This window comes from Phenylobacterium sp. (assembly GCF_041913825.1).
In the GTDB taxonomy this organism is placed as follows: Bacteria; Pseudomonadota; Alphaproteobacteria; order Caulobacterales; family Caulobacteraceae; genus Phenylobacterium.
On record NZ_JAYSEO010000013.1, the window covers coordinates 1 to 22,755 of the forward strand.

Annotated in this window: 20 protein-coding genes; 13 read left to right on the top strand and 7 right to left on the bottom strand. The window is 71.1% G+C overall.

What is annotated here, in order from left to right; all coding sequences use genetic code 11:
* The 3 genes from ACE3Q8_RS12560 to glcF all read left to right on the top strand — a co-directional run.
* On the top strand, positions 1-524 hold a 524-nt coding region (locus ACE3Q8_RS12560; protein WP_374470615.1), incomplete at its 5' end, for an FAD-linked oxidase C-terminal domain-containing protein.
* Positions 524-1,687: a glycolate oxidase subunit GlcE gene (gene glcE, locus ACE3Q8_RS12565; RefSeq protein ID WP_374470616.1), complete on the top strand. Its 1,164-nt coding sequence runs from the start codon at positions 524-526 to the stop codon at positions 1,685-1,687. The genes ACE3Q8_RS12560 and glcE, both read left to right, overlap by 1 nt.
* Positions 1,687-2,952 (top strand): glycolate oxidase subunit GlcF, encoded by a 1,266-nt coding sequence (gene glcF / locus ACE3Q8_RS12570; RefSeq protein WP_374470617.1) that lies wholly within the window; start codon positions 1,687-1,689, stop codon positions 2,950-2,952. Before glcE ends, glcF begins: the two co-directional genes overlap by 1 nt.
* A gap of 4 nt (positions 2,953-2,956) precedes the next feature.
* Here glcF and ACE3Q8_RS12575 read toward each other — a convergent pair whose 3' ends face one another.
* Complete coding sequence (locus ACE3Q8_RS12575; protein ID WP_374470618.1) at positions 2,957-3,184, bottom strand: hypothetical protein; 228 nt, start codon at positions 3,182-3,184, stop codon at positions 2,957-2,959.
* A 90-nt stretch (positions 3,185-3,274) separates the two neighbouring features.
* Here ACE3Q8_RS12575 and ACE3Q8_RS12580 point away from each other — a divergent pair, with 90 nt between their 5' ends.
* Both ACE3Q8_RS12580 and ACE3Q8_RS12585 read left to right on the top strand, forming a co-directional pair.
* Entirely contained in the window at positions 3,275-3,553 is a 279-nt protein-coding gene (locus ACE3Q8_RS12580; RefSeq protein WP_374470619.1) for a hypothetical protein, read from the top strand.
* A 40-nt stretch (positions 3,554-3,593) separates the two neighbouring features.
* Positions 3,594-5,030, top strand: coding sequence for an MFS transporter (locus ACE3Q8_RS12585; protein WP_374470620.1), 1,437 nt, complete (start codon positions 3,594-3,596; stop codon positions 5,028-5,030).
* Here ACE3Q8_RS12585 and ACE3Q8_RS12590 read toward each other — a convergent pair.
* Positions 5,027-6,595 (bottom strand): long-chain-fatty-acid--CoA ligase, encoded by a 1,569-nt coding sequence (locus ACE3Q8_RS12590; protein WP_374470621.1) that lies wholly within the window; start codon positions 6,593-6,595, stop codon positions 5,027-5,029. The two genes, ACE3Q8_RS12585 and ACE3Q8_RS12590, sit on opposite strands and share 4 nt — an antisense overlap.
* A gap of 77 nt (positions 6,596-6,672) precedes the next feature.
* On the opposite strand from ACE3Q8_RS12590, the gene ACE3Q8_RS12595 reads away from it, so the two are divergent.
* The 3 genes from ACE3Q8_RS12595 to ACE3Q8_RS12605 all read left to right on the top strand — a co-directional run bounded on the left by ACE3Q8_RS12595 (position 6,673) and on the right by ACE3Q8_RS12605 (position 9,533).
* Positions 6,673-7,449, top strand: coding sequence for an exodeoxyribonuclease III (locus tag ACE3Q8_RS12595; RefSeq protein ID WP_374470622.1), 777 nt, complete (start codon positions 6,673-6,675; stop codon positions 7,447-7,449).
* Positions 7,450-7,582: 133 nt separating this feature from the next.
* Positions 7,583-8,842, top strand: a complete 1,260-nt coding sequence (locus tag ACE3Q8_RS12600; RefSeq protein WP_374470623.1) for a TetR/AcrR family transcriptional regulator — start codon at positions 7,583-7,585, stop codon at positions 8,840-8,842.
* A gap of 193 nt (positions 8,843-9,035) precedes the next feature.
* Positions 9,036-9,533 (top strand): response regulator, encoded by a 498-nt coding sequence (locus ACE3Q8_RS12605; RefSeq protein WP_374470624.1) that lies wholly within the window; start codon positions 9,036-9,038, stop codon positions 9,531-9,533.
* A gap of 3 nt (positions 9,534-9,536) precedes the next feature.
* Here ACE3Q8_RS12605 and ACE3Q8_RS12610 read toward each other — a convergent pair whose 3' ends face one another.
* A complete protein-coding gene (locus ACE3Q8_RS12610; RefSeq protein WP_374470625.1) occupies positions 9,537-10,184 on the bottom strand; it encodes an OmpW family protein in 648 nt (215 codons plus the stop codon).
* Between the two features lie 278 nt (positions 10,185-10,462).
* Here ACE3Q8_RS12610 and ACE3Q8_RS12615 point away from each other — a divergent pair, with 278 nt between their 5' ends.
* Entirely contained in the window at positions 10,463-11,707 is a 1,245-nt protein-coding gene (locus ACE3Q8_RS12615; RefSeq protein ID WP_374470626.1) for a response regulator, read from the top strand.
* Positions 11,708-11,815: 108 nt separating this feature from the next.
* Here ACE3Q8_RS12615 and ACE3Q8_RS12620 read toward each other — a convergent pair whose 3' ends face one another.
* The 3 genes from ACE3Q8_RS12620 to ACE3Q8_RS12630 all read right to left on the bottom strand — a co-directional run bounded on the left by ACE3Q8_RS12620 (position 11,816) and on the right by ACE3Q8_RS12630 (position 15,244).
* The gene (locus ACE3Q8_RS12620; protein ID WP_374470627.1) at positions 11,816-13,105 is read right to left on the bottom strand and encodes an aminotransferase class I/II-fold pyridoxal phosphate-dependent enzyme; all 1,290 of its coding nucleotides are present in this window, start codon (positions 13,103-13,105) and stop codon (positions 11,816-11,818) included.
* Between the two features lie 302 nt (positions 13,106-13,407).
* Positions 13,408-13,782 carry a response regulator gene (locus ACE3Q8_RS12625; RefSeq protein WP_374470628.1) on the bottom strand — a complete coding sequence of 125 codons (375 nt, stop codon included), beginning with the start codon at positions 13,780-13,782 and terminating at the stop codon, positions 13,408-13,410.
* A 25-nt stretch (positions 13,783-13,807) separates the two neighbouring features.
* A complete protein-coding gene (locus ACE3Q8_RS12630; protein ID WP_374470629.1) occupies positions 13,808-15,244 on the bottom strand; it encodes a sensor histidine kinase in 1,437 nt (478 codons plus the stop codon).
* Between the two features lie 220 nt (positions 15,245-15,464).
* Here ACE3Q8_RS12630 and ACE3Q8_RS12635 point away from each other — a divergent pair, with 220 nt between their 5' ends.
* Both ACE3Q8_RS12635 and ACE3Q8_RS12640 read left to right on the top strand, forming a co-directional pair.
* Positions 15,465-16,868 (top strand): sensor histidine kinase, encoded by a 1,404-nt coding sequence (locus tag ACE3Q8_RS12635; RefSeq protein ID WP_374470630.1) that lies wholly within the window; start codon positions 15,465-15,467, stop codon positions 16,866-16,868.
* Between the two features lie 88 nt (positions 16,869-16,956).
* Entirely contained in the window at positions 16,957-18,264 is a 1,308-nt protein-coding gene (locus tag ACE3Q8_RS12640) for an OmpP1/FadL family transporter (RefSeq protein WP_374470631.1), read from the top strand.
* 75 nt (positions 18,265-18,339) lie between these two features.
* On the opposite strand, the gene ACE3Q8_RS12645 is transcribed toward ACE3Q8_RS12640, so the two are convergent.
* Complete coding sequence (locus ACE3Q8_RS12645) at positions 18,340-18,795, bottom strand: response regulator (RefSeq protein WP_374470632.1); 456 nt, start codon at positions 18,793-18,795, stop codon at positions 18,340-18,342.
* A gap of 150 nt (positions 18,796-18,945) precedes the next feature.
* Between ACE3Q8_RS12645 and ACE3Q8_RS12650 the strand changes: the two genes are divergently transcribed.
* Together ACE3Q8_RS12650 and ACE3Q8_RS12655 are read left to right on the top strand one after the other, a co-directional pair.
* On the top strand, positions 18,946-20,559 hold the full coding sequence (locus tag ACE3Q8_RS12650) for a response regulator (protein ID WP_374470633.1): 1,614 nt from the start codon (positions 18,946-18,948) through the stop codon (positions 20,557-20,559).
* Positions 20,560-20,720: 161 nt separating this feature from the next.
* Positions 20,721-22,739 (top strand): sulfotransferase, encoded by a 2,019-nt coding sequence (locus ACE3Q8_RS12655; protein ID WP_374470634.1) that lies wholly within the window; start codon positions 20,721-20,723, stop codon positions 22,737-22,739.
* Positions 22,740-22,755 lie beyond the last annotated feature (16 nt).

The window sequence follows — 22,755 nt, forward strand, 5'->3', positions numbered from 1 at the left end:
GCGAGGCCGAGCGCCTGGCCTTCTGGGCCGGCCGCAAGGCGGCCTTCCCGGCGGTCGGCCGCATCGCGCCCGACTACTACTGCATGGACGGCACCATCCCGCGCCGCGAGCTGCCGCGCGTGCTGTCGGCCATGTACGAGATGTCCAGGGCCTACGGCCTGGGTGTCGCCAACGTCTTCCATGCCGGCGACGGCAACCTGCACCCGCTGATCCTCTATGACGCCGACAAGCCCGGCGAGCTGGAGCGCGCCGAAGAGTTCGGGGCCGAGATCCTCAAGCTCTGCGTGGCGGTGGGCGGCGTCCTCACCGGCGAGCATGGCGTCGGCGTCGAGAAGCGCGACCTGATGGGCACGATGTTCAGCGACACCGACCTCGCCTGCCAGCAGCGGCTGAAGTGCGCCTTCGACCCCGAGCTGCTGCTGAACCCGGGCAAGGTCTTCCCGACCCTGCACCGCTGCGCCGAGCTCGGCCGGATGCACGTCCACCGCGGCCAGCTCGCCTTCCCGGAGCTTCCCAGGTTCTGATGGTCGAGGTGCTGCACAGGATCGAGACGCCGGCCTCCGCCGACGAGGTTCAGGCGCTCATCGCCGCCGCCGGCGCGGCCGGCCGCACGCTCGAGGTCGTCGGCGCCGGCACGAAGCGCGCCGTCCAGCCCGTGCGCGCCGACGCCCTGCTGTCCCTGGCCCGGATGGACCGGGTGGTGGACTACGCGCCGGAGGAGCTGGTGCTGACCGTGGAGCCCGGCGCCCGGCTCGCCGACCTCGAGGCCCTGGTCGCCGCGGAGGGCCAGATGCTGCCCTTCGAGCCGCCACACCTCACGACCCTGCTGGGGACGGCCGGCCAGCCGACCGTCGGCGGGGCCGTGGCCGCGAACCTCTCCGGCCCCCGCCGCATCCGCGCCGGCGCCGCCCGCGACCACGTCCTCGGCTTCGCCGGCGTCACCGGCCGCAGCGAGGTGTTCAAGGCCGGCGGCAAGGTGGTGAAGAACGTCACCGGCTACGACCTGTCGAAGCTCATGGCCGGCTCCTGGGGCACGCTGGCGGTGATGACCGAGATCACGCTCAAGGTGCTCCCCGCCGGCCGCACCGAGGCGACCCTGCTGGTCTTCGGACTCGACGAGCGCCGGGCGGGCGAGCTGATGACCGTAGCCATGGGGACCTCGGCCGAAGTCTCCGGCGCGGCCCACCTGCCGGCCTTCGCCGCCGGCCGCCCGCCGCTCGCGGCCGAGATGCCGGTGACCGCGCTTCGCCTGGAGGGCTTCCCGGCCTCGGTCCAGGCCCGCGCCGAGAGCCTGATGGCCGAACTCCGCCGCTTCGGCCGGATCGAGGCGCTCGACGCCGGCCACAGCCGCGGGTTCTGGGCGCAGGTCCGCGAGGTGGAGGCCTTCGCCGCCGATCCGCGCCCGCTCTGGCGCGTCTCCGTCCCGCCTGCCGCCGGCTGGCGCGTGGGCGACGCGCGCCTGGGCGATCCGCTCTACGACTGGGCGGGCGGCCTGGTCTGGCTGCTGAGCGAGCAGCCGGCCGAGCGGGTCCGCGACGCCGCCCGTGCGCTCGGCGGCCATGCCGCCCTCTGGCGCGGCGAAGGCCCGGCGTTCGAGCCCCTGTCCGGCGCGCTCGCCGCGCTGTCGGCGCGGGTCAAGGCCGCCTTCGACCCGCTCGGCGTGCTCAACCCCGGAAGGATCGCCTGATGCGCGTCGACTTCCCCGCCGAACGCCTGGCCGAGCCGGAGTTCGCCCGCTCGCACCGCGCGATCCGCAAGTGCGTCCACTGCGGCTTCTGCACCGCCACCTGCCCGACCTACGTTCTGCTGGGCGACGAGCGCGACAGCCCCCGCGGCCGCATCGAGCTGATCCGCGCCATGCTGGAGAAGCCGGACGAGCGGCCCTCGGCGGCGACCGTCACCCACATCGACCGCTGCCTCTCCTGCCTGTCGTGCAAGACGACCTGCCCCTCGGGCGTCGACTACGCCGACCTGATCGACCACGCCCGGCGCCACATCGAGGACCACTACCGCCGCCCCTGGCCCGAACGCCTGCTGCGCGCCCTGATCCCGGCGGTGCTGACCCGGCCCAAGCGGCTGAAGGCGGCGCTGGCGCTGGGCCGCGTCGCCCGGCCGCTGGCGCCCACCCTGGAGCGGTTGCGCCTCGCCCCGCTCGCGGCCCTGCTTCGGCTCGTGCCGGAGCCCGCCGGGCCTGCGCCGGCCGGGCCCGTCGCCGCCGGGAGCCGCGGCCGCGTCGCCCTGCTGCAGGGCTGCGTCGAGCCGGCCATGGCCCCGCAGATCCGCGCCGCGGCCGCCCGCCTGCTGGCCCGGGCCGGCTTCGAGGTGGTGGAGGCGCCGGGCGAGGGCTGCTGCGGCGCGCTCTCCGAGCACCTGGGTCGCGCCAACGAGGCCGCCGCCATGGCCCGCCGGAATGTTCGCGCCTGGCAGGCCGCCGGCCCGCTGGACGCCATCGTCACCACCGCGGCCGGCTGCGGCACGACGCTGAAGGCCTACGGCAAGCAGGCCGGGCCCGACGGCGCTGAGGTGGGCGCGAAGGCGCGCGACATCCTGGAGTTCATCGCCGAGGTCGGTCTGCCGCCGGTGACCCGGCCGGGCGGGATGGCGGTGGCCTACCACGCGCCCTGCTCGCTGCAGCACGGGCAGGGGATCAAGGCGGCGCCCGCCGCCCTGCTGGCCCAGGCGGGCTACGAGGTGCGCGAGCCGTTCGAGCCGCACCTCTGCTGCGGCTCGGCCGGCGTCTACAACATCCTGCAGCCCGAGCTCGCCGGTCGGCTGCGCGACCGCAAGGCGGAGAACCTCCGGCGCACCGGCGCGGCGGTGGTAGCGGCGGGCAACATCGGCTGCATCGCCCAGATCGCGCCGGCCGTGGACGCGCCGGTCATCCACCCGGTCGAACTCCTCGACTGGGCGACCGGCGGGCCGCAGCCCGCGGGGCTGCGCGGCCGTGGCTGACAGCTCAGACGGTGGCGTAGAGGTCCGCGATCGGGCGCTCCACCGGCACGGGAGCTTCGGCGCCCCCGCAGCCCTTGGGCGGCCGCCGCGAGGTCACGAAGGCTTCCCAGTCCGGCGGGTTGCGGCCCGAGCGGAACGGCGTGCGGATGTTGAAGGACCGGAGGCGGTCGAGCAGATGCTCGAGGCTCTCGTCCGATCCCACCAAGTCGGGTTTGAAGTGTCGATCGGCCATGGCGCGGCTTATACGCCGTCCTGCGTCAGAACGCCACATCGAATAGTAACGTTTTCCGAACGTGTTCTCTGATTCGTGAAGGACCGCCCCATGGCCGAAATCCGCACCCTGAAGATCGGCTTCGAAGGGGCGCTGCAGCCCGGACCCAAGCCCTGGATGTGGGCGACCGTCGAGGTCGCGCTGGAGGACGAGACCCGCAACCATCGCACGGTGAGCGCCTCGGTGCCGGTGCCCTTCGAGGGGCAGGACGTCTTCGAGATGCGCGAGGTCGCCTGGGCCGCCTTCCGCGAGGCGCTGGAGCAGGCGCTGGCCTCCGGGGCCGGCAAAACCGCCCAGCAGCTCTCCTTCACCGGCCCGGACGCGGGTTGAGCCGGGACCCAACGCCGGCGCCGTGAGTTCCAGCCTCGGGATGCCGCCGTCAGCCGATACCGCCACCGACGCCAGGCCCGTCCTGCACGAGGACGGCCTGCCGACGCCGCGCCGCTACTGGGCGATCCTGACGGTGTGGTTGGCCATGGCCATGTCGGTGCTCGACGGCGCCATCGCCAACGTCGCCCTGCCCACCATCGCCCGCGAGCTGCAGGCGACCGAGGCGGCGTCCATCTGGATCGTGAACGCCTATCAGCTCGCGATCACCGTGGCCCTGCTGCCGCTGGCGTCGCTGGGCGACAAGATCGGCTACCGGCGGGTCTATGTGGCGGGCCTGGCGGTCTTCACCCTGGGCTCCCTCGGCTGCGCGCTGTCGGGCAGCCTCAACGAGCTCGCCGCCGCGCGCGTCGTTCAAGGGCTCGGCGCGGCCGGCATCATGAGCATCAACAGCGCGCTCGTCCGCCTGGCCTACCCGCGCCACCTGCTGGGCCGCGGCATCGGCCTGAACGCGGTGGTGATCTCGGTGTCCGCCGCGGTGGGGCCGACCGTCGCCTCCGCCATCCTTGGCGTCGCCTCCTGGGAGTGGCTGTTCGCGATCAACGTGCCTATCGGCGTGCTGGCGGTGGCGATCGCGCTCCGCGCCCTGCCGCGGACGGAGGGCTCACGCCGGCCGCTGGATTTCGCAGCCGCCGGGCTGAACGCGCTCGCCTTCGGCGGCCTGATCCTCGGGGCCGAGACCCTGGTCCGCGAAGGCCCGGCGCAGGGCCTGCCGATCCTCGCGGTCGGCGTGGTGGCCGGCGTGGTGCTGGCCCGCCGCGAACTCGGCCGCCCGGCGCCGATGATCCCGTTCGACCTGCTGCGGATCCCCATCTTCGGCCTGTCGATCGCCACCTCGATCGTCTCGTTCGCCGCCCAGATGCTCGCCTACGTGGCGCTGCCCTTCTACTTCCAGGGCCCGCTGGGGCGCTCGGCCGTGGAGACCGGGCTGCTGATGACGCCCTGGCCGCTGGCCGTCGGCGTCGCCGCGCCGATCGCGGGACGCCTCGCCGACCGCTATCCGGCCGGCGCGCTGGGCGGGATCGGCCTTGCCGTCTTCGCCAGCGGCCTCGGCCTGCTGGCGCTGATGCCGCACGACGCGTCGAGCCTCGACATCGCCTGGCGGATGGCGGTGTGCGGCCTCGGCTTCGGCTTCTTCCAGGCGCCCAATAACCGGGCCATGGTCTCCTCGGCGCCCCTGCAGCGCAGCGGCGCGGCGGGCGGCATGCTGGCCACCGCCCGCCTGCTCGGCCAGACGACGGGCGCGGTCGCCATGGCCGCCTTCTTCCACATCGCCGGCGCGCGGGCGACGGTGACCGCGCTGGCCGTCGCCGCCGGCGTGGCGGCGCTCGCGGGCCTCGTCAGCCTGCTGCGCCTCCGCATCCCGGAGGCCAAGGCGCCCGGGGAGCCCGTGGCGGAGGCGGCGGTCGGACCGACCTAGCCGACCTTGCGGTCGCGGCCTTCCCAGTAGGGCTTGCGCAGCTCGCGCCGCAGCACCTTGCCGGACGGGTTGCGGGGCAGCGCCTCGATGAAGTCGATGGACTTGGGCGCCTTGAACCCGGCGATCCGCTGGCGCGCCCAGGCGATGATCGCTTCGGGGTCCGGCGCCTCGCCGGGGGCAGGCACCACCACGGCCTTCACGGCTTCGCCCCAGCGCTCGTCGGGCACGCCGATCACGGCCGCGTCGGCGACCCCGGGGCAGCCCAGGATCGCGTTCTCCACCTCGGCCGGATAGACGTTCTCGCCGCCCGACACGATCATGTCCTTCACCCGGTCGTGGACGAAGAAGAAGCCGTCCTCGTTCATGTAGCCGGCGTCGCCGGTGCGCAGCCAGCCGTCCGGCCGGATGGTCTCGGCGGTGGCCTCCGGCCGGTTCCAGTAGCCGGCCATGACGATCGGCCCGCGGATCTCGATCTCGCCGATCCGGCCGGCCGGCAGGGTCTGGCCGTTCTCGTCGGCGATCCGCGTCTCCAGGGTCTCCCACGGACGGCCGCAGGAGCGCAGCAGCTCGCCCGTGTGCGCCGTGGGGGACAGGGTGGTGCCCGCGCCCGTGGTCTCGGTCATGCCGTAGAACTGGATGAACCCGCACCCGAAGCGCTCGGTGGCGGCCTTCAGCACGGCTTCCGAGATCGGCGAGGCGCCGTAGGAGACCGTCTTCAGGCTGGAGAAATCGGTGGTCTTCGCCTGGGGCGCCTGCAGCAGCACGTTGATCATCACAGGCGCCAGGAAGACGTGCGCCACCTTCTCCTGCTCGATCAGCCGCAGGACCTCCGCCGGGTTGAAGTCGGCCACGACGATCAGCCGACCGCCGGCCGCCAGGCCCGAGAAGCTGATGTTGGTTCCGGCCACGTGGAACAGCGGCATGACGATCAGCACGGTGTCGTCTGGCCCGTAGTCGAAGCCCTCCACCCGGCGCCGCAGCGCCAGAAAGGCGGCGTAGTTGGCGTTGTTCAGCCGCACGCCCTTCGGGAGCCCGGTGGTGCCGGAGGTGTAGAGCTGCAGCACGTCGTCCTCCGGCCGGGGCGCCTCCAGCGCCGGCGGACGCGCCGTCTCGCGACGCGCGGCGTAGCTTTCGAAGCCTTCGGTCTCGCCGTTCACCGCGATCAGCAGGATCTCGCGGTCGATGCGCGCGACCACCTCTCGCGCGGCGTCGAAGAAGTCCGGCGTGACGAAGAAGAGGTCGGCGCCGGAGTCCTGCAGGATGAAGGCGATCTCCGGGACCGCGAGCCGGGTGTTGATGGGCGCGAGGCACGCCCGGGCCCGGGCGGCGCCGAACATCAGCTCGTACCAGGCCTCGCAGCTCTTCCCGAGCCAGCCGATCCGATCGCCGGGCTCCGCGCCCAGCTCCTGCAGCAGGCCCGCCGCCTGATCGGCTCGCCGGTCGAGTTCGGCATAGGTGAGGGTGCGGCCCTCGAACTGGACCGCGACGCGCTCGCCGCGCGCGGCCGCCTGGACGCGCGGGATGTCGCTCAGGAACCGGATGCTGTCGCCGCCGCCGTCGGCCATGGTCTGCTCCCTGAAGCCGGCGTGTGTCCGCCGTTGTCGGAACGCTACCGGATCGGCGGGCGTAATCCAGCCCGCGTATGAGGATCGCCACCTTCAACATCAACAACGTGGTCAAGCGCCTGCCGAACCTCCTGGCCTGGCTGGAGGCCGAGCGGCCGGACGTCGTGTGCCTGCAGGAGACCAAGGCGCCCGACGCCCTGTTCCCCGCGCAGGCGCTGGAGGCGGCGGGCTACGGCGCGGTCTGGAAGGGCGAGCGGACCTACAACGGCGTCGCAATCCTGGCGCGCGGCGCGACGCCGGTGCCGACGCGCCGCGCCCTGCCGGGCGATCCCGCTGACGCCCAGAGCCGTTACATCGAGGCGGCGGTGAACGGCGTCCTGGTGGGCTGCCTCTACCTGCCGAACGGCAATCCGCAGCCGGGGCCGAAGTTCGGCTACAAGCTCGCCTGGTTCGACCGGCTGATCGCCCACGCCGGCGAGCTCCTGGCCACGGGCGTGCCCGTGGTGCTGGCCGGCGACTACAACGTGGTCGCCACCGACCTCGACATCTACCGGGTGAAGCCCCTCACCACGGACGCCCTGCAGCAGCCGCAGAGCAAGGCGGCGTACCGGCGACTGCTGGACCAGGGCTGGACTGACGCGGTGCGCGCCCTTCACGCCGGCGAGCAGGTCTTCACCTTCTGGGACTATTTCCGGGACGCCTGGGGCCGGAACGCTGGCATGCGCCTCGACCACCTCCTGCTCAGCCCCGTCCTCGCGCCACGCCTGCGGGCGGCGGGGGTGGACGCCTGGGTGCGCGGCGACGCGGGGGCCAGCGACCATGCGCCCGCCTGGGCGGAGCTCGACTGGCCCTAGCGATGCGCGGGGGTCGGATGCCTGGGCGACCGGAATGCTTAGTGCGACAATTGTTCTGCTGCGGCGCTTCGCCGTTTTAGCGCCTCACCTGCCGGGCTATCGTGGCGGCGGGACGGGACAATATGAGGCCGCAATGGCTGGCTTGGACGACGGCGACGAGCCGTCGAAGGGCGTGCGCGCGCCGACACGGCGCTACGAGGCGAGACGCAGCGCAATTCTCGCCTCCGCCGTAACCGAGATCAATGCGAGGGGAGTCCGCGGCATGACGCTGGCAGACGTGGCCGCGCGGCTCGGCCTCGTCCCGACGGGCGTGATCTACTACTTCAAGAACAAGGAGGAGCTGGCGGCGGCCTGCTTCCTCCGCGGCATCGAACGCTTCGAGCAACTGATCGCCGACGCCGCCGCCGCTTCCGACGACCGGGCGCGGCTGCTCGCTTTCGTGCACGGCTACCTGGAATTCAAGCGCCGCGCCGAGCTTGGCGAAGCCGAGCAGATCGCCATCTTCAACGATGCGCGCGCGCTCGGCGCGCCCGCGGTGGGCGAGGCCTTCATCGGCATGTTCCGCGCGGCCCGGCGGCTCGTCAAAGGCCCGCCGGGCGCGCCGCTGCCCCGGCTCGACCGGAGCGCGCGCACGCACCTCCTGCTGTCGGAGCTGTTCTGGAGCGTGGCCTGGCTGGAGACCACCGACGTGGAAGACTACGGGCGCGTGGCCGACCGGGTCGCCGCCGTCCTGGCGGACGGGCTGCTGCCGCGCTGCGGGCGATGGCCTCAGGTGGGCGTCCTGCCGCTGACCGCCGACGGGGACCCCGACGCCGGGGCCTCGGCCGAACAGTTCCTGCGCGCGGCGACCGAACTGATCAACGAGGAGGGCTATCACGGCGCGTCCGTCGAGCGGATCTCCGCGCGCCTGAACGTCTCCAAGGGCGCCTTCTACCACCACAACGCCACCAAGGACGACCTGGTGGTGGCGTGCTTCCAGCGCACCTTCCAGATCGTGTGGCGCGCCATCCGGGCCTCTGAGGCCGAGGGCGGCACGGGCCTCGAGGTGTTGGCGCGGGCTTGCGTGGCGCTCGCCCACCACCAGCTCGCGGGGCGGCTGCCGCTGCTGCGGACCTCGGCGCTCACCGCGGTGCCGGAGGCCATCAACGCGGAGCTGACCCGTGAATTCGACCGCATCTCCCTGCGCATCGCCTCGGTGATCTGCGACGGGATCGCCGATGGCTCGATCCGCCCGGTGGACGTGAACGTCGCCGGCCAGCTCGTCACCGGGATGATCAACGCCGCGGCCGACCTCAAGCACTGGGCGGCCGAGCTCACCCCCGACGACGTCGCGGCCCGCTACGTGCGGCCGCTGTTCGAAGGCCTGCTGTCCCCCGCCGCCGCCGCGGACTGAGGCCCGGGCACACGGCCAGGATGCCGCGTGCTCAACCGGGGCTGGCGTCGCGCGGACGTCGCCGCAACGTATGCGATGTCAAGGGCTTGGCTTGGCTTGGCCTTAGGTGTCAGATAGCCGCGGGGCCCTGGCCGGGGCGGCGCTTGCGGCGCCGGTGGCGCGGGCGTGGGGGAGAGCTTCTGCAAGCGGACGCATGGACCTACGCGCCCTACGTCTCCTGATCGTCGACGACAACCGCAACGCCGCAGAGATCGTCAGGTCCGTCCTGGCGAGCGTCGGCGCCAAGGACATGTCGCTCGTCACCACGCCTGAGAAGGCGTTCGAAGACCTGCAGGGCGGCGGCTACGACCTGTGCATCGTGGATCAGAACCTGGGGAAGGGCGACGACGGGACCGAACTGGTGCGGCGCATCCGCACCGATCCGCGCAGCGCCAATCCGTACCTGCCGATCCTGATGCTCACCGGCTACACCGAGCAGCGGCGCGTGCAGGCGGCCCGGGACGCGGGCGTGACGGAGTTCCTCAGCAAGCCCTTCACCATCGTGGGGCTGCTGCGCCGGATCGAGGCGCTGATCCACGCGCCCCGGCCGTTCGTGCGGTCGGAGGACTACTTCGGGCCGGACCGTCGCCGTCGGCAGGATCCGGACTACAAGGGCCCCGAGCGGCGCAAGCGACCGCCCGGGGGCCCGTAAGGGTCAGAAGCGGTAGGTCAGGCCGGCGTTGAACACCAGCGGGTCGACCTTGACCTTGGCGCGCACCGGAGTCGGGCCGAGGTTCGCCTTGGCGACGGTGCCGACCCAAGCCTTCTTCACGTCCACGAAGCCGCCCCAGCGGTCGTTGACCATCAGGTTGGCGCCGGCCTGCAGGACCGTGCCCACGGCGCTGTCGGCCTCGAGGTCGTTCAGCGCCCCGTCCTCGGTGTCGAACACCACGAGGAAGGAGGCCCCGCCGCCCACGTACGGCTGGAAGCGGCCTTCGGGGTTGAAGTGGTACTGGGCCATGATCCCGGCCGGGCCGCCGGTCATGGTCCCGGCTCGGCCGAGCGAGGCGAGCGTGCCGCTGGCGTCGACGTTGAACTTGGGCGGGAAGCCGCCGGCCACCGCGATCGCCACGTTCGGCGTCACGAAGTAGCCGACCTCGACCTCGGCGGTCCAACGGCCGCCGATGGAGACGTCGGCCCCCGGGACGGTCTGGCCGCCGGCGGTCATGTCCGCGCTCTCGTCGGGCTCGACGAACGCCGGACCGGCATGGACGAACCAGCGGCTCGCCTCCTGCGCGTGGGCGGCGCCGGCCAGGGAGGCCGCCGCCAGGGCGGCCGCGGCCGCGATCTTCATGGAAGCCATCACCTGCATCCCATTGCACTTGGTTGTTGCCCTGGTTCTAGGCCGTAAACCTTAAGAAACGCTGAGGTGAACGTTGATCAGTGGTAACCGGCACAGTAATCGGTCGGTAACCATAGATCGAAACCGCCGGTTGTTTCGTGTAGATCTGGGCAATCGGAGATATTCGCCGGATGCGAGTTTCTCGCCCGCATCTTGTTTAGGACGTGCACGGTTATTTAAGTCGCGCCGCTTAGCGTGCTGGCGATTGTAATTCGCTTTGTGCGTGCTCGGGGTTCGTCATGTCTGAGGAGCTAACGACGATCGGTGACCAGGACCGGCCCGCCCGGATCCTGATCGTCGACGACGTCGCCGATAACCGCACGATCCTCGGCCGCCGCTTCCAGAGGCGCGGTTTCGAGATCGCCGAGGCGGACTCCGGCCGCGGCGCGCTGGCCATGGTCGAGCAGGAGGACTTCGACGTCGTCCTGCTGGACGTGATGATGCCCGACATGAACGGGCTGGAGGTGCTCCGCCGCATCCGCCAGACCCACAGCGACGTGCAACTGCCGGTGATCATGGTCACCGGCAAGACCGAGAGCCAGGATATCGTCGAGGCGCTGAACGCCGGCGCCAACGACTACATCACCAAACCCGTGGACTTCGCTGTGGCCATGGCCCGGGTGTCCACCCAGGTGCGCAGCCGGCGGGCGGAAGAGAATGTCCGTCGGGCCAACGCCGCCCTGTCCCGCGCCAACGAGGATCTCGAGCGCCGGATCGGCGAGCGCACGGTCGAACTGGTGGACGCCAACGCCCAGCTCCGCGCCGCGATCGCGGAGGCCGAGGCGGCGAACCGCTCGAAGGATGAATTCCTGGTGATCGTCAGCCACGAGCTGCGCACCCCGCTGAACGGCATGGTGGGCATGGGCCAGATGCTGGCCCGGACCGAGCTCACCGAGTCGCAGCGCCGGATGGTCAGCATCATGAACGCCTCGGCCGACCAGCTCCATGGCGTGGTGGCCGATCTTCTGGACACCCTCGATCTCAGCGCCGGGGGACTGGTGCTCGCGCCCGAGCCGACCGCGCTCGGCGAGCTGGCGGCCGAAGCTGCCGCGGCCGCGGCCGCCCGCGCTCGTGAGAAAGGTCTGCGGTTCCGGCTGGACGTGGCCGAGGAGGCGGCCGGCCTTGCCGAGGTGGACCGCCAACGCCTGCGCCAGGTGCTCGGCAAGATCCTCGACAACGCCGTGAAGTTCACCGAGGCGGGCGAGGTCTCGCTGACCGTCGCCCGCACCCCCGACGGCGTCGCCTTCGAGGTCCGGGACACCGGGGTCGGCTTCGATCCCGAGACCGCCCGGCGGATGTTCCGGCCGTTCGAGCAGGCCGACGGCTCGCTCACCCGCCGGTTCGGCGGCGTGGGCCTCGGCCTGGCCATCTGCGCCGGGCTCGTGGAGCTCATGGGGGGTGAGATCGCCGCCGAGAGCGAGCCCGGACGCGGCGCGCTGTTCCGGGTGACCCTGCCGCTGAAGGCGCTGGCCGCCGCCGCCTGATCCGCGCGGACGCTGAGCGGTCGAGCCCGTCAGCGCGCCGGCTTCTCGACACAAGAAAAAGGGCCGGGCTTTCGCCCGGCCCTTTCTTCGTTTCCCGGCCCGTCCGCCTCAGGCGGTGGCGCGGAGCGGCTCGCGCTCCTCGTTCATGGCCTCGAACTCGGCGAGGCCCGCCTGGTAGGCGTCCTTCAGCCGGCTGACCGCGTCGCGGATGTTCTGCGGCGTGTGGTTGGCCATGACCTGCATGCGGAAGCGGGCCTGGCCCTTGGGGACCGCGGGGAACTCCACGAGGTTGGCGATCAGGCCCACTTCCGGCAGGCGGCGGCTGACCAGCCGGGCCAGGCCTTCCGAGCCCATCTTCACGCAGACGATGGTGGATGGATCGCCGTAGACCTCGAAGCCGGCCTCGGTGAGCTGCTGGCGCAGGCTCAGCACGTTGGTCAGCAGCCGGTTGCGCAGCTCGGCGCCCTCGGTGGACTCGATGATCTCGAACGCCTTCAGCACGGTGGCCGCCTGCATGGGCGACAGGGCGTTCGAGAAGGTGCACGGCGGCGAATAGAAGCGGAGGTACTCCTTGATCTCGCGGTTCCGGCAGGCGACGAAGCCGCCGTTCGAGCCGAAGGTCTTCGAGAAGGAGCCCATCACCAGGTCGACCTTGCCCAGCATGCCCTGCATGCCGATGTGGCCGCGGCCATCGTCGCCCAGGTTGCCCAGGTCGTGCGCCACGTCGACCATCAGGGTCGCGCCGAACTCGTCGCAGAGCGCCTGCATCGCGGCCAGGTCCGGCGTATCGGAGTCCATCGAGTACAGGGACTCGATGACCACCATGATGCCGTTCTCCTGGTCCTTGGCGCGGATCTTCTCCAGCCACTTGCGGCATTCGCCGACCATGTTGTGGCGGAACAGGTAGATGTTGCGAGTGGCGGCGCCGGCGCCTTCCTGCAGGCAGGTGTGGGCGAGCGCGTCCATGACCACGTGGTCGGTGGAGCGCACCAGACCCTTGATCACGCCGTAGCCGGCCGCCCACCCGGTGGGGAACAGGATGGATTCCGGCATGCCGAGGAAGTCGGCGATCTTCCGCTCCAGCAGGACGGAGTGATGGGTGTTGCCGAGCAGGGCGGCGGAACCCGCGCTGTGGACGCCGAACTCCTCGATCACGTCCTGGGCCACCTTCTTGATGACCGGGTTGGTGGACATCGACAGGTAGTCCTGGCTGGCGAAGTTCACGCCCTCGATCTTGCCGCCGGCGTCGTCGCGCGCGGCGCAGACGGTGGACGGGCTCTCCTCGGTGGAGCGGGAGAACGGCCACAGCCCATGCTGACGGCGCAGGTCCTGCCACTTGAAGAAGCCGCCGACCCGGGTCTGCAGGTCGCTGCCTTTCGGGTACCGGTAATCGCGCATGCTGCCCGTCAGAGACGCGGCAGGCGCATAGTTATTGAATGCCTTCAGCATAAATACTCCCCACCCTTTTCTCGGGTTCTGGGATGTCTTCTACGCTGTAGATGTTATTCCTGAGTGTACGGAAGGTACCCTCAAGGTTTACAGACACTATTAATTGTCGGTTGTTGGTTTGAGTTAATCGGCGTTCAGGTAACAAGCTATTGGTGCGCCTTCGAAATTCCAGGTTGTGCCGCCTAAGGGGCGCAACGAAAAACGCCCGCCGAAGAGGCGGGCGTTCCGACAGTTAATCGGTAAACGACGCGTCAGGCGGCGCGGGCCGCCAGGCAGGCGCCGATCTTGCCGAGCAGGCGGGGCAGGTCGACGGGCTTGGTGTCGAAGTCGGCGCAGCCCACCTCCACGCTCCGCGCCCGGTCGGTGGCCAGCGCGTGGGCGGTCAGGGCGATCACCGGGATGGCGGCGGTCGTCGGCCGCTGCTTGATGAGGGTGGTGGCTTCCCAGCCGTCCATGTCGCCCAGGGCGATGTCCATCAGGATGACGTGCGGCTGCTCGCTCTCGGCCATGGCCACGCCGGTCGGGCCGTCCGGCGCGCAGCACACCTCGAACCCTTGCCGGGTCAGCCGCCGGGTCAGCATGTCCCGGTTCATCTCGTTGTCTTCGACCAGAAGGATCTTCGTCATGGGGTCGGTCCGGTGAGGTTGCAGGTCAGGCGGCCAGCTCGGGCGCCTCGGCGCGCGGGCGCCGCTTGCGCTTGGCCGGGGGCGCGGCGGGCAGGGTGACGGTGAACACCGAACCCTTGCCCAGTTGGCTCACGGCCGTGATGGTGCCGCCCATCAGGTTGCAGAGCGCCAGGCTCAGCGAGAGGCCCAGGCCGGTGTCGCCGTACTTGGACGTGCTGGCGTCGCGCGCCACGGTGAACTTCTCGAACAGGTTGGGCAGCATGTCCGGCGCGATGCCGATGCCGGTGTCGTGCACCTCGATCACGACGCTGTCGGACCCGCGGCCGCCGCGGCGGGCGACGCGGACCTTCACCTGGCCGGCCTCGGTGAACTTGATGGCGTTGTCGACCACCTGGCCGAGGGCCTGGCGGACGCGCTGGCCGTCCCAGCGGGCGGTGCCGAGCGCCGGGCCGAGCTCGACGAGCAGGGGGACGCCCTTGGCGTCGGCCTTCGGGCGCTGGTGGTCGACGATGGCCTGGATGAACTCGCCGACCGCCACGTCCTCGGGCACCAGCTCCATCTTCCCGGCCTCGATCTTCGAGAGGTCGAGCACCTCGTTGACCAGGCGCAGGAGGTGGTGGCCGGCCTTGTGGATCTTCTCCAGGTCGGCGATCGCTTCCTGGTCGTCCTCGTCGGCCGCGTCCTCCAGCAGCATCTGGGAATAGCCGATCACGGCGTTGAGCGGGGTGCGCAGCTCATGGCTCATGCTGGCCACGAACTCGGCCTTGGCGGCGCCGGCGCGCTCGGCCTCGGCGGTCGCGCGGCGAAGCTGAGCGGCGGTCGCCATGTGGCCGCGCATCTCGGCCTCGAGCTCGACGCCCGACTGCAGGATACGGCGGTAGTAGAGCGCCATCATGGTCACGTAGCCGGCGCAGGCGAGGGTGGAGACGATGCCCAGGCCCTGCAGCGCCTCGCGCGGGGTGTCGTCGGCCGGCGGCGGCGCGAAGTGGTAGAGGGCGACGAACAGCGCGAAGTTCAGCCCGAACTGCGCGAGCGCGTACTTCCTGAGCTTGGGCGAGTGCCCGAGGTAGAAGAACGCCAGCAGCGGGATGGTCAGCACCCAGGGCAGGGTCGGCGAGGTGACGCCGCCGTAGTAATAGCAGCTCTCCAGGATGCAGAAGTGCAGGTTCTGGACCGAGACGAAGGTCCAGAGGTTGTAGCGGCCGAACCACTTCAGCAGGAACGGATAGACCCAGAACGAGGTGATCGAGACCGCCAGCATGAGGGTCGGCCAGCCCGGGGTGGGATCGAGGAAGAAAAGGGCTCCGGGCACCACATTGCCCAGGAACGGCCCACAGCAGTGGCTGATCAGGAACATGCGCGCCTGCTGGCGCTTCTCGCGCTCCGCCTTCACCTCGGCCGGAATGAACCAGTCGATGAAGCGGTCGAGCAGATTTGTGGCGTGCGCCACGGCCGTCGTCATGTCGAGCCTGCCCCCAAGAGTCCCTGGCAAGAGTCGATTCAGGAATTCACTGCGATCGACCTGAGCGCCCCGAGTTCAGCACGAGGCGTTCCGCAATCTCCACGCCGCCAATTAAGATCGCGTTATTCAGCTCAAGTCGTGTCGTGCACGAGTTCTTAAGAGGCCCGGGCGTTCATACCGCGAAAATCACGGGCGTCCTCGAAGCGGGACGATGCGGGGCATGTGGGAAAACATCCTGAAGATGATCGACTGGTTCGTGCCGGAAGCCGCCAAGCGCGAGCGCTCCGAGCTGGGCCTGGCGCGGAACTTCGTCTTCACCCACCTCTTCGGGCCGCTGATGGCGCAGTCGATCTGCGTCTTCCTCTACCTGACCGATCCCAACCCGAGCTGGATCGTCTGGACGATGGTCGGCGCGATCTGGTCGTTCTGGGCCCTGCCGTTCGTCCTGAAGTTCACCAAGAACCTGCAGCTCGTGGCGCTGATCTCCGTGCAGACCCTGGCCTTCGCCTCGCTGTTCGGCTCGTTCCACTACGGCGGCGTCTCCTCGCCGCTGCTGCCGTGGCTTCTGGTCGCCCTGCTGCTGGGCTTCTTCTACCTGGGTGAGCGGCCGCTGCTGGTGCTCGGCATGTTCGCCGCCGACCTGCTGGTCTTCTACGCCGCCTACGCCCTGAACGGCGCCTTCGACGAGCGGGTGCCGCTGGAGCAGCTCACAAACGTCGGCTGGATCTCGATCTTCTCGGCCACCGTCTACATGTCGTGGATGGCCGTCTATTACGTGAGCACCATCTCGCTGCGCTCGGACCTGGAGCGCGAGGCCGACCGCCACCGGGCCACCGCCGTGCGCCTGCGCCAGGCGAAGGACCAGGCCGAGCGCGCCAACCTCGCCCGCTCGATCTTCCTGGCCAAGATGAGCCACGAGTTCCGCACGCCGCTCAACGCCGTGATCGGTTATTCCGAACTGCTCCTCGAGCAGTGCCAGGACGTGGGGGGCGACCCGCAGAAGCTGGCGGACCTCGGTCGCATCAACGCCGCGGGCCAGCACCTGCTGGCCCTGGTGACCGACGTCCTCGACGTCTCGCGCATCGAGAACAACGCCGTGGAGCTGACGCTCGACACCTTCGACCTGGAGACCTTCATCGAGCATGTGGCCGCCACCGCCCAGCCGCTGATGACCCAGAACGCCAACCAGCTCGTCATCCGCGCCGCCGGGCGCCTGGGCGAGGTCACTTCGGACCAGACCAAGCTGCGGCAGGTGGTGCTGAACCTGCTCTCCAACGCCGCGAAGTTCACCAGCGAGGGCGTGGTCACCGTCACCGCCCGGCGCGACGAGAAGCCGGCCGGCGACTGGATCGAGATCCGCGTGGACGACACCGGCATCGGCATCGCCGAAGAGGACCTGCCGAAGCTCTTCCAGGACTTCGGCCAGGTCAGCGCCACCACCGCCAGCCGCTATGGCGGCACGGGGCTCGGCCTGGCGGTCAGCCAGAAGCTCTGCGCCCTGATGGGCGGCGGCATCGCGGTGAGCAGCGAAGCTGGCCACGGCTCGTCCTTCGTGGTCCGTCTGCCGGCCGTCGCGCCGGCCGACGAACAGTCCTCGGACGCGGCTCAACCCCTTGCCGCGTAAGGGGTTTGCGTAAATCGGCGAGTAACCAGTTTCCGGCAGGACTTACCCACCGTCTCTCCCACACGGCGGATCTTTCGGGGATACCCAAGTGCGTGATCTGAAAACTCGGGCCGTCTTCGGCCTCGCGGCGCTCGGCGTCGTGCTCGGCGTGGCTGGCCAGGCGTCGGCCAGCGGCATGGGCGTCACCGAAGTCAGCGCCGAAGGGCTCGGCCGCGCCAATTCGGGCGAGGTGGCCGACACCGGCGCGTCCGCGCTCTTCTGGAATCCTGCGGCCATCGCCCGCGGCCCCCGCGGCCTGTCGATCGGCGGCCATTACCGCCAGGACGAGACCGTCTTCGCCGACGTGGCGACCCAGATCACCCGGCCGATCCCGCCTGCGGGGCTGACGCTGCCGGCCGGCGGCGACGGGCGCATCGAGGACGCGAGCCCCGAATTCGCCGCACCGCACTTCGCCCTCGCCCTGCCGGTGGGCGACCGCTTCGCGCTGGGCGTCTCGGTCTTCCGGCCGTTCCGTGTCCAGACCACCTTCGGGCCGGACTCCTGGACCCGCTACGACACCGTCCGCAGCAAGATCGCCGTCACCGAGGTCCAGGTGGCCGGTGCGGCGCGCGCCACCGATTGGCTCGACCTGGGCTTCGGCGTCACGGCCAACCGCACCGACGCCTACTACGACCAGGCCTATCCGAACCTCGACCCGAGCGCGCCGGACGGCCTGTCGCGCCTGAAGGCCGACGGGTGGAACTACGGCTTCACCCTGGGCGCCCAAGCGCACCTGGAGCGCGTCACCCTGGGCCTCGCCTACCGCTCCAAGATCAAGCACGAGCTGGAGGGCGACATCGCGCTGAGCGGGCTGCAGGGACCGCTGGCCGGCGCCAACTTCGCCGCCCCGGCCGAGGCGCGCTTCGCCACCCGCTCGACGGTGACGGTCGGCGGCCGCTACGCCCTGACCGAAGCCACCACCCTGAACGGCCAGGTCATGTGGTCGAACTGGGACGTCTACGACACGCTGGACGTCAGCTTCGCCGGCAGCGAGGTCAGCATCCCGCAGCGGTTCAAGGACACCACGTCCGTCGCCCTGGGCGTCGATCACGTCCTGAACGACGCCTGGACCGTGCGCGGCGGGGTGCAGTACGACCCGACGCCCACCCGCGACACCCTGCGCGAGCCGGGCGTGTTCGACAGCGACCGCTGGATCTTCGCCGCCGGGGCCAGCGTGCGGCTGCAGCCGGCGCTGACGCTCAACGGCGCGCTCGCCTACACCCGTTTCGAGGACGCCAACCTCGCCGACCTGGACGTGTTCTACGGCGGCACGCCGGCCCAGACGGTGTCGCCGCTGTCGGGCGCCTTCGAGGGCCACGCCGTCTCGGCCGCGCTCAGCCTCGACTGGGCTTTCTAGGCCCTGAAGCTTCGGAAAACGAAAGGGCCGGCGCCTCGCGGCGCCGGCCCTTTTTCGTGCGCGGGATCCTGCGGCTCAGCCCGCGTGGGCCGAGCGGACCTGATGGGCGGCCTGGGCCTCGGCCTTGGCGGCCTCGGTGGTGGATTGGATGATCGCACCGATCAGCAGGTCGGGGACGATCGGCTTGGCGATGTGGTGGTCGGCGCCGGCCGCGCGGGAGGCCTGCACGTGCTCGCTCATGGCGTTGGCGGTGACCGCCAGCACCGGCGTGCGGTGGCGGCCCTGCTCCTGCTCGAACTTGCGGATCTCGCGGATGGCGGTGAGGCCATCCATGACCGGCATCTGCAGGTCCATGAGCACGACGTCGAAGTCGTCCATCTTGTAGGCGTTCAGCGCCTGCAGGCCGTCCTCGACCTGCACGAGGTCGCAGTCGATCAGGCCGAGCACGACCTCGATCACGGCGCGGTTCGTCGGATGGTCGTCCGCCATCAGGATGCGCAGGCGCCGCGCGCTTTCAGCTTCCGTCGACAAGCCTAACCCCTGCCTCCTGATCCGGGCCTGAGCCCGGCTCTCCGACGGTGAAGCTAGCCCGAAGGGGTAACCAAGCGGTCAACGCCCCATGCACGGACGGTTAAGGCCGGCGTGGCAGAATGGCGCAACTGGACCTTTGAGGACCCCGCCTTGCCGGCCACCGACCCCTCGGACGTCGCCAGCCTGGTCCGGCCGCGCCTCCTGATCGTCGACGACCTGGAGGACAACCGGATCCTGATGAGCCGACGCTTCGCGCGCCGGGGCTTCGACGTGCTCGAAGCCGCCGACGGCGCGTCGGCGCTCGAGCTGCTGGCCCGCGAGCCGGTCGACCTGGTGCTGCTCGACATCGTGATGCCCGGCATGAGCGGCTTCGAGGTGCTCTCGCGGATCCGCGAGACCTATTCGCCGACCGCCCTCCCTGTGATCATGGCCACGGTCCGCGACGCCAGCGCCGACGTGGTCCGCGCGCTGCGCCTCGGCGCCAACGACTACCTGACCAAGCCGGTGGACTTCGACATTGCCCAGGCCCGGCTCGAGGCGCACGTCGCCCGCAAGCAGGCCGAGGAGCGCGCCGGCCGCGAGCAGCCGGATCTGGAGGCGATGGTCGCCGAGCTCCGCCGGAGCGTCCGCGAGGCCGAGGCCGCCACCCGCGCCAAGTCCGACTTCCTGGCCAATATGAGCCACGAGATCCGCACGCCCCTGAACGGCATCCTGGGCGTGGCCAGCGTGCTGGCCGCGCGGCTGGACGGCGACGAGGAGCGCAGGATGGTGCGCACCATCGTGGAGTCCGCCGAGGCCCTGGAGCGGCTGCTCTCCGACGCGCTCGACCTGTCGCGCGTCGAAGCCGGCAAGCTCGAGATCCGCAACGAGCGCTTCGACCTCCCTGCGCTCGTGGAGCGCGCGGCCGCCCTGTTCCGGCCGCAGGCCGAGGAGAAGGGCCTGGCGTTCTCCATCGAGATCGACCCCGCCGCCCGGGCCACCGTCACCGGTGATCCCCTGCGCCTGCAGCAGATCCTCACCAACCTGATCAGCAACGCGGTGAAGTTCACCGCCCGCGGCGCCGTGAGCTGCCGCGTGGAGGTTGAGGCCGGCGCGTTCCGCTTCGAGGTCCGCGACACCGGCATCGGCTTCGATCCGGCGCGCGCCGCGGAGCTGTTCGGCCGCTTCCAGCAGGCCGACGGCAGCATCGCCCAGAAGTACGGCGGCTCGGGCCTCGGCCTGGCGATCTCGCGCCACCTGGCCGAGCTGATGGGCGGCTCGCTCGCAGCGGCCGCGGCGCCGGGGCAGGGCGCGGCCTTCACGCTTACGCTGCCGCTGGGCGAGCCCGCCGCCTCCGCCGGCCCGGCCTCGCCGGTTCATGCGCCGCACGCCCGCCGCGCCAAGGTGCTGCTGGCCGACGACCACGCCACCAACCGTCGCGTGGTGGAGCTGATGCTCGCCGCCGAGCCGGTGGACCTCACCCTGGTGGGCGACGGATCCCAGGCGCTGGACGCCTTCGCCGCGCAGACGTTCGACCTGATCCTGATGGACGTGCAGATGCCGGTGCTGGACGGCCTGTCGGCGATCCGCGCGATCCGCCGCCAGGAGGCCGACCTCGGCCTGCCCCGGACGCCCATCGCAGCGTTGTCCGCCCATGCGCTGCCGGAGCACGTGGCCATGTCGCTGGCGGCGGGCGCCGACCGCCACCTGACCAAGCCGATCCGCGCCGAGGCCCTGCTGCTGGCGCTGGCCGAGTCGCTGCGCGACGGCGCGACCGCGGGCTGAGCGGCCCGGTGGGCGCCCTGCGCGTGGGCGACCGACCGTCATTCTATTGTCACCAGAGCACAGTCGGCCCGCCTCGCCGCCCGGAAGCGTGAGCGTGCATTGACAAGGCGCGGGACGAACCTCTCCATTCGCATACCGTTGTTGCACGATCGGATAACTGCTTGCCCGGCGCCGCCGCAGAGCCCCAGGGAACGCTCGCCACCGCGCTCAGCCACGCGGCCCGCCTCCTGACGCAGAGCCCGGCGCTCGCCGAGGCCCAGTCGCGCGAGATCCTAAAGGCCGCGCCCGGCCACCCTCAGGCCCTGCTGCTGCTTGCGGCCGCGCTCCGCCGGCAAGGCGCGCCGGCGGCGGCCCGCGACGTGGCCCAGCCGCTGGCGGCGCGCCATCCGCAGTGGGCCGAGGCCCACGCCGAGCTGGGGCTGGCGCTCGCCGCGCTGGGCGACACGCGAGCGGCGGTGACGGCGCTGGAGCGGGCCATCGACATAGAGCCGCGTCACGGCCAGGCCTGGCGGGCGCTGGGCGACGCCTGGACCCTGCTGGGAGACACCGCCCAGGCGGACGCGGCCTACGCCAACCACATCCGGGCCGGGGTGCGCGAGCCTGCGCTGATGGAGGCGGCGAACGCGCTCTGCGAGAACCGCCTACCGGAGGCCGAGCACCTGCTCCGCGGCTTCCTGAAGCGCCAGCCCACCGAGGTGGCGGCGATCCGGATGCTGGCGGAGACCGGCGCGCGGCTCGGGCGGCTGGCGGACGCCGAGGCCCTGCTGGCGCGCTGCCTGGAGCTCGCTCCCGGCTTCACGGCCGCCCGGCACAACTACGCCGCCATCCTCTACCGCCAGAGCAAGCCCCTGGAGGCGCTGGCCCAGGTGGAACGCCTGCTGGCGGCCGAGCCGGGCAACCCCGGCTACCGCAACCTCAAGGCCGCCGCGCTCAGCCGGATCGGCGAGTACGACCAGGCTATCGCAATCTACGAGGCGGTGCTGGCCGAGTTCCCGCGCCAGCCGAAGGGCTGGATGAGCCTCGGCCATGCCCTGAAGACGGTGGGCCGGCAGGCCGACGCCGTCGCCGCCTACCGCCGCGGCGTCGAGCTGCAGCCGTCCCTGGGCGAGGCCTGGTGGAGCCTGGCCAACCTGAAGACCTTCCGATTCTCCCAGGAGGACCTCGCCGCCATGGAGGGGGCGCTGGCGGGCGCTGGGCTGTCTGACGACGACCGCCTCCACCTCCACTTCGCGCTCGGCAAGGCGCGGGAGGACGCGCGTGAGTGGGAGGCGGCCTTCGGCCACTACACAGCCGGCAACGCGCTGCGCCGGCGCACTCTCGGCTACCGCGCCCAGGACACGACCGATCAGGTCGACCGGGCGGTGGCGCTGTTCACGCCGCGGTTCCTGGCCGCGCGGGCGGGGCAGGGCTGCCCGGCTCCGGATCCGATCTTCGTCGTAGGCCTGCCCCGCGCCGGCTCGACGCTGGTGGAACAGATCCTCGCCAGCCACAGCCAGGTGGAAGGCACCCAAGAACTGCCCGACATCATCACCCTGGCTCGCCGGCTGGGCGGCAAGCCGGCCGCCGAGCGCGACACCGCCTATCCGGAGGCGCTGGCGGAACTCTCCCCAGGCGAGCTCAAGGCGCTCGGCGAGGAGTACCTCGAGCGGGCGCGGGTGCACCGGAAGCTCGGCCGCCCCTTCTTCATCGACAAGATGCCCAACAACTGGGCGCACGTCGGCCTGATCCACCTGATCCTCCCGAACGCCAGGATCATCGACGCGCGCCGCCACCCGCTGGGCTGCTGCTTCTCCGGGTTCAAGCAGCACTTCGCCCGCGGCCAAGGCTTCACCTATTCGCTGGACGACGTCGGCCGCTACTACGCCGACTACGTGCGCCTGATGGCCCATGTGGACGCGGTCCTGCCGGGCCGCGTCCATCGCGTGATCTACGAGCAGATGGTGGCCGATCCGGAGGCGGAAGTGCGTCGCCTGCTCGACTACTGCCGTTTGCCCTTCGAGGCCGGCTGCCTGCGCTTCTACGAGAACGACCGCGCCGTGCGCACCGCCTCCTCGGAGCAGGTGCGCCGGCCGATCTACGCCGACGCCACCGAGCACTGGCGCAACTTCGAGCCCTGGCTGGAGCCGCTAAAGGCGGCGCTCGGCCCGGTGCTGGAGACCTATCCGAAGGCGCCCGGCTGACGGGCGCGGGGATCAT

Excerpts from the sequence above, each read along its gene's own strand:
- glcE (WP_374470616.1), top strand. The coding sequence starts at position 524 with ATGGTCGAGGTGCTGCACAGGATCGAGACGCCGGCCTCCGCCGACGAG.
- glcF (WP_374470617.1), top strand. The coding sequence starts at position 1,687 with ATGCGCGTCGACTTCCCCGCCGAACGCCTGGCCGAGCCGGAGTTCGCC.
- ACE3Q8_RS12575 (WP_374470618.1), bottom strand. The coding sequence starts at position 3,184 with ATGGCCGATCGACACTTCAAACCCGACTTGGTGGGATCGGACGAGAGC.
- ACE3Q8_RS12580 (WP_374470619.1), top strand. The coding sequence starts at position 3,275 with ATGGCCGAAATCCGCACCCTGAAGATCGGCTTCGAAGGGGCGCTGCAG.
- ACE3Q8_RS12585 (WP_374470620.1), top strand. The coding sequence starts at position 3,594 with ATGCCGCCGTCAGCCGATACCGCCACCGACGCCAGGCCCGTCCTGCAC.
- ACE3Q8_RS12590 (WP_374470621.1), bottom strand. The coding sequence starts at position 6,595 with ATGGCCGACGGCGGCGGCGACAGCATCCGGTTCCTGAGCGACATCCCG.
- ACE3Q8_RS12595 (WP_374470622.1), top strand. The coding sequence starts at position 6,673 with ATGAGGATCGCCACCTTCAACATCAACAACGTGGTCAAGCGCCTGCCG.
- ACE3Q8_RS12600 (WP_374470623.1), top strand. The coding sequence starts at position 7,583 with ATGGCTGGCTTGGACGACGGCGACGAGCCGTCGAAGGGCGTGCGCGCG.
- ACE3Q8_RS12605 (WP_374470624.1), top strand. The coding sequence starts at position 9,036 with ATGGACCTACGCGCCCTACGTCTCCTGATCGTCGACGACAACCGCAAC.
- ACE3Q8_RS12610 (WP_374470625.1), bottom strand. The coding sequence starts at position 10,184 with ATGGCTTCCATGAAGATCGCGGCCGCGGCCGCCCTGGCGGCGGCCTCC.
- ACE3Q8_RS12615 (WP_374470626.1), top strand. The coding sequence starts at position 10,463 with ATGTCTGAGGAGCTAACGACGATCGGTGACCAGGACCGGCCCGCCCGG.
- ACE3Q8_RS12620 (WP_374470627.1), bottom strand. The coding sequence starts at position 13,105 with ATGCGCGATTACCGGTACCCGAAAGGCAGCGACCTGCAGACCCGGGTC.
- ACE3Q8_RS12625 (WP_374470628.1), bottom strand. The coding sequence starts at position 13,782 with ATGACGAAGATCCTTCTGGTCGAAGACAACGAGATGAACCGGGACATG.
- ACE3Q8_RS12630 (WP_374470629.1), bottom strand. The coding sequence starts at position 15,244 with ATGACGACGGCCGTGGCGCACGCCACAAATCTGCTCGACCGCTTCATC.
- ACE3Q8_RS12635 (WP_374470630.1), top strand. The coding sequence starts at position 15,465 with ATGTGGGAAAACATCCTGAAGATGATCGACTGGTTCGTGCCGGAAGCC.